The organism is Corynebacterium sp. (genome assembly GCF_012838985.1).
Lineage (GTDB): Bacteria > Actinomycetota > Actinomycetes > Mycobacteriales > Mycobacteriaceae > Corynebacterium.
The window spans coordinates 1-4525 of sequence record NZ_DUOE01000180.1; the positions used below are offsets into that span (position 1 = coordinate 1).

A 4525-nucleotide genomic window follows, 5' to 3' on the forward strand; every position below is an offset into this window, starting at 1 on the left:
CCGTTCTACGACGGCGCCGTGTTCCACCGCGTCATCGACGGCTTCATGATCCAGGGCGGCGACCCGACCGGCACCGGCCGTGGCGGCCCGGGCTACATGTTCGCCGACGAGTTCCACCCGGAGCTCCGCTTCGACCGTCCGTACCTGCTGGCCATGGCCAACGCCGGCCCGGGCACCAACGGCTCCCAGTTCTTCATCACCGTGGGCCCGACCCCGCACCTGAACAACCGCCACACCATCTTCGGTGAGGTCGTTGACGCGGAGTCCCAGAAGGTCGTCGACGCGATCGCCTCCACCGCCACCGACCGCATGGACCGCCCGGTCGACCCGGTCATGATCGAGTCCGTCACCATCGCCTAAGTCTCTGCTCCACCCTGGCCCGCGGCGTCGCTTACCGACGTCCCGCGGGCCTTCCTCATTCCAGGAGTCCTCACCATGCTCACACTGCGCCGTTGGTGGGATCAGGCGCCCGCCACCACCGTCTTCACCGCCCTGGCTCTCGTGGTGTACGTCATCACCGCCGTGCAGTCCCGTTCCCTGATGAACAACCTCTCCGCCTCCTCCCTCGGCGACGCCTGGCTCCTCTACGGCCCGGAGGTCTCCTCCGGCGGCCTGGACCGCCTGCGGGCCCTCGGGGCGGCGTTCCTGCACATCGACCTGGGCCACGTGGCCATCAACGGGTTCCTCCTCATGCTCATCGGCCGGGAGATCGAGCGTTTCGCCGGCACAGCCCTGTATGTCGCGGCGTTCCTCACGGGGGCGGTGGGCGCGTCGGCGACCGTCCTGTGGATGGACTGGGCCCAACCCACCGCCGGAGCCTCGGGAGCGCTGTTCGCACTCATGATGCTGCTCCTCGGAGTGGCACGCGTGACGGGCGGGGACCTGCGCGCGCCGCTGGTGTTCATCGGCGTCAACGTCATCTACACCTTCACGGCCCCCTCGGTGTCGCTGTGGGGGCACATGGGTGGCCTGCTCACGGGGGCCGCCATGCTGTTCTTCTTCGTGCACCCGGATGTGCGGGTCCGCTGGGCGGGGGTCCTGGCGGTTCTGGCGGCGGCAGTCGTCGCTGTGGCGCTTGTCTAACGTGTGATTCGAAGTTATCCACAGGCTGGGGATAGATCTGTGGAGAATGTGAAGAATCTCTCCTTTCCCGAGTTGTCCCCAGCCTGTGGATAACTATGTGGACAGTTTTCCCCACCTGCGCAAATGTTCGAATGTTCAGGGGAATCGCGTGCTTGCAGGCCTGTGATTCGATGGAAAACGTGTGATTTTCGAGTAATCACATCCATGTAACTATCCACAGTGTGGATAACTCCTGTGGATGGATTCATCTCCCGTTCACCGGTGGATAACCCGGTGGAATCCTCGTTCGGTCTGTGGATAACTGGGGATAACCCGGTGTTCCGTGCACAATAATCACAACTGTCCCGCCTGTCCCCGGGCGGTCTGTTTCGCAGCGGCGAATCCCACAGGCGGATTCACATCCCCGAGAGGGCGCGCCGATGGCACTGGCACGTTCGAGAGAGCTCCTGTCCCGAACATGTGAATCCGAGCTTGGGGGACGAGTGGGGGGGGATGAGGGGAGATGGGCGGGGCGGGCGTGAGCCTGCCGGTCGCGAATCACAAGTACGGATCCACATCCCCGAGAGGGCACACCGACGGCACTGGCACGTTCGAGAGGGCTCCTGTCCCGAACATGTGAATCCGCGCTTGGGGGACGGGGCGGGCACGAAAAAGCCCCGACCGCCGCACAAGGGGCAGTCGGGGCTGGAAACCCGCCGGGCAGACGTGAGGGGGCGTCAGCGCCAACCCATCGTCATCAGGAGACCGAGGACGAACAGTCCGAAACCGATGCCGTAGTTCCAGGCACCCAGCTCGACCATGAACGGGATCTGGGGGCCCACCAGGTAGTTGACGATCAGCCAGCCCAGGCCCGCCAGCATGAAGCCGAACATGATGATCTTGTACCAAAGCGGGGTGCCGCCGGTGTTGATCTTGACCGGGGTGCGGTTCGCGCTGGAGGTGGAGGCGGGGATGGTGTTCTTGGTGATCTTTGCCTTGGGCATTGTCACGGGCCTTTCAGTGTGGGTACCGGCGGTTCAGTGGGTCTAAGAGTAGCAGCGGGAGGGTCAGCGGCGGCCGAGCAGTCCGTCGAGCGGGCCCGGCGGCGGATCCGCCGGGGCGGGCTGGGTCTCGGGGAGGAAGACACCGACGTCGAACTTCCAGAGGCGCAGGGTGATTTCGGCGTCCTTGCGGATCTGGGTGCCGCCGATGGGGACGGTCGCGGCGGTGAGGTTGGAGTCGACGAGGGCGCCGGTGGAGACGGGTTCGCCGATGCGGACGGCGCCGGTGTGGCCGGCGTCGCGGAGGACCTCGCGGGCCCGGGACTCGTTGAGACGGGTGACGTCGGGCAGGGTGATGATCATGCCGTTGGACACCTCCAGGACGACGGTGTCGCCGCGGCGGGCCTGGGCGCCTTCGTTCTCCACGCGGAGGACGCGGCCCTCGGGTTCGGCGGAGTCGAGGACGGTGACCTGCGGGATGAATCCGAGGCTGCTCAGGGTGGCTTCGGCCTGTTCGACCTGCATGCCGGACAGCGCGGGGATGCGGACGAGGGCGGGGCCGGTGGAGACGGTGATGCTCACGCGGGAGCCCTTGGAGATCTGGGCGCCCGCGGGCGGGCTCTGGCTCATGATGCGGCCGGCGGTGACGGTCTCGGAGGTGTCCTCGTTGACCTGCTGCTCGAGGAGGAGGTCGACCTCGGCGAGGGCGTCGGCGGCCTCCTGCGGGGTCATGTCGGTGACATCCGGGACGTCGGTGATCTCGCGGCCGCTGGAGACGGTCAGGGTCACGGACGTGCCCTTCTGCAGCTGGGAGCCGGCGGTCGGGTTCGTGCGGATGACGGTGCCGCGGGGGATGTCGGGGGAGGGTTCCTCGTTGACGTCGACACGCAGCTCGAGTGCCTCGAGGCGGGCGGTCGCGTCCTGGCGCGGCAGGCCGGTGACGTCCGGCACGGAGACCAGCTGGCGGGAGGCGTTGTCCTCGGGGCCGCGCAGCGTGTCCCACACGAAGACGCCGCCGAGGCCCAGGGACAGGACGGCCAGCACGGCGGCGAGCCACACCATCCACCGGTTGCTTCTCTGCGGCTCCTCGTCCGACACCCGCGCCGTCACGGTGGTGGGGGTGTCGTCCGCCGGGGGCTGCTCCTCGGCGATGTAGTGGCGGGCGGCGTCGGTCACCGCGTCGCGGGCCAGTTTACGCAGGTCATCGCGCATGGCGAGGGCGGACTGGTAACGGTCCGCCGGGTGCTTGGCCATGGCGGTGAGCACCACGGCGTCGACGTTGACGGCGGCGGTGGGGGAGAGGGCGTCGATAAGTGAGGAGGGGGCCTCCGGATCCTCCTGCACATGCTGGTAGGCGACGGCGAAGGGCGTCTCGCCCTCGAAGGGCGGGCGGCCGGTGACCGTCTCGTAGAGGACGCAGCCGAGGGCGTAGACGTCCGAGCGGGCGTCCGCGGCCTTGCCGCGCGCCTGCTCCGGGGAGAGGTACTGCGCCGTGCCGATGACGGCGGAGGTCTGCGTCATCGCGGAGGTCGAGTCGTCGAGCGCGCGGGCGATGCCGAAGTCCATCACCTTCACCTCGCCGGTGTTGGTGATCATGATGTTCGCCGGCTTGACGTCGCGGTGGATGATGCCCGCGTCGTGGCTGGCCTGCAGCGCCTCCGCGACGGGGATGAGCAGCTCAGCGGCGCGGGACGGGCTCAGCTGCCCCTCCTCGCGGACGAAGTCCCGCAGCGTCCGGCCGTGGACCCGCTCCATGACGATGTACGGCACGGTCACGCCGTCCATGGTGGTCTCACCGGTGTCGAACACCGCCACGATCGCCGGGTGGTTGAGCTTGCCGGAGTTCTGCGCCTCGCGGCGGAAACGCTCCCGGAAGTTGACGTCACGGGCCAGCTCGAGGCGGAGCCGCTTCACGGCGACGCCCCGGCCCAGCAGCGTGTCCTCGGCGGCGAACACCTCGGACATGCCACCGGTGCCGATCACCTCGGCCAGCTGGTAGCGGCCACCGAGCAGCGTCATCAGTTACCTCCGTTGGTCAGATTCCCCAGCGTATCCAGAAGTGGAGCGAGGTCGCCGGGGATTCCGTCACCGGGGTCCACCGGGGGCGCGGTGGTCGCCGGCGGCGGCGGTGTCGTGGGTGGCGCGGTCGGCTGCGTGGGCGGGGTCGGCTCCGGGGTCGGCTCCGGTTCGGTGGTGGGGGACTCCTCGGTGGGGGTGACCGTCTCGGTGACGGTTTCCTGCGTGGTCGGGGTCGGAGTGGGCTCCGGCTCCGGCGAGGGCGTGACCCACTCGGTGATGACTTCCTGCGTGGTCGTCGGGGTGGTGCTCGGATCGTCCCCGGCGGTGCCGCCCTCGAAGAGGCCGGCCTGCCAGGCGAGGTACATGCCGCCGCCGAGCAGCGTCGCGATGAGCAGCGCGAGGAGCAGCCCGGTGCCGAAACCGCCGCCGCTGCGGCGGGGGGC

The 4525-nt window shown here is 68.6% G+C and carries 4 protein-coding genes and 1 pseudogene; 2 read left to right on the forward strand and 3 right to left on the reverse strand.

Annotated elements, in window-relative coordinates:
* Positions 1 to 360 (forward strand): peptidylprolyl isomerase (locus GXZ33_RS10210; RefSeq protein WP_291340928.1); only part of this gene is annotated, 360 nt, incomplete at its 5' end.
* 75 nt (positions 361 to 435) lie between these two features.
* Positions 436 to 1083, forward strand: a complete 648-nt coding sequence (locus GXZ33_RS10215) for a rhomboid family intramembrane serine protease (RefSeq protein WP_291340929.1) — start codon at positions 436 to 438, stop codon at positions 1081 to 1083.
* Positions 1084 to 1799: 716 nt separating this feature from the next.
* Here the strand turns inward: GXZ33_RS10215 and crgA are convergent.
* From crgA to GXZ33_RS10230, 3 genes and pseudogenes are all read right to left on the reverse strand, one after another.
* Positions 1800 to 2066 carry a cell division protein CrgA gene (gene crgA / locus GXZ33_RS10220; protein ID WP_291340930.1) on the reverse strand — a complete coding sequence of 89 codons (267 nt, stop codon included), beginning with the start codon at positions 2064 to 2066 and terminating at the stop codon, positions 1800 to 1802.
* A gap of 63 nt (positions 2067 to 2129) precedes the next feature.
* Complete coding sequence (pknB, locus tag GXZ33_RS10225) at positions 2130 to 4082, reverse strand: Stk1 family PASTA domain-containing Ser/Thr kinase (protein WP_291340931.1); 1953 nt, start codon at positions 4080 to 4082, stop codon at positions 2130 to 2132.
* A pseudogene (locus GXZ33_RS10230) lies at positions 4082 to 4525 on the reverse strand (hypothetical protein); the annotation flags it as partial. The gene pknB and the pseudogene GXZ33_RS10230, both read right to left, overlap by 1 nt.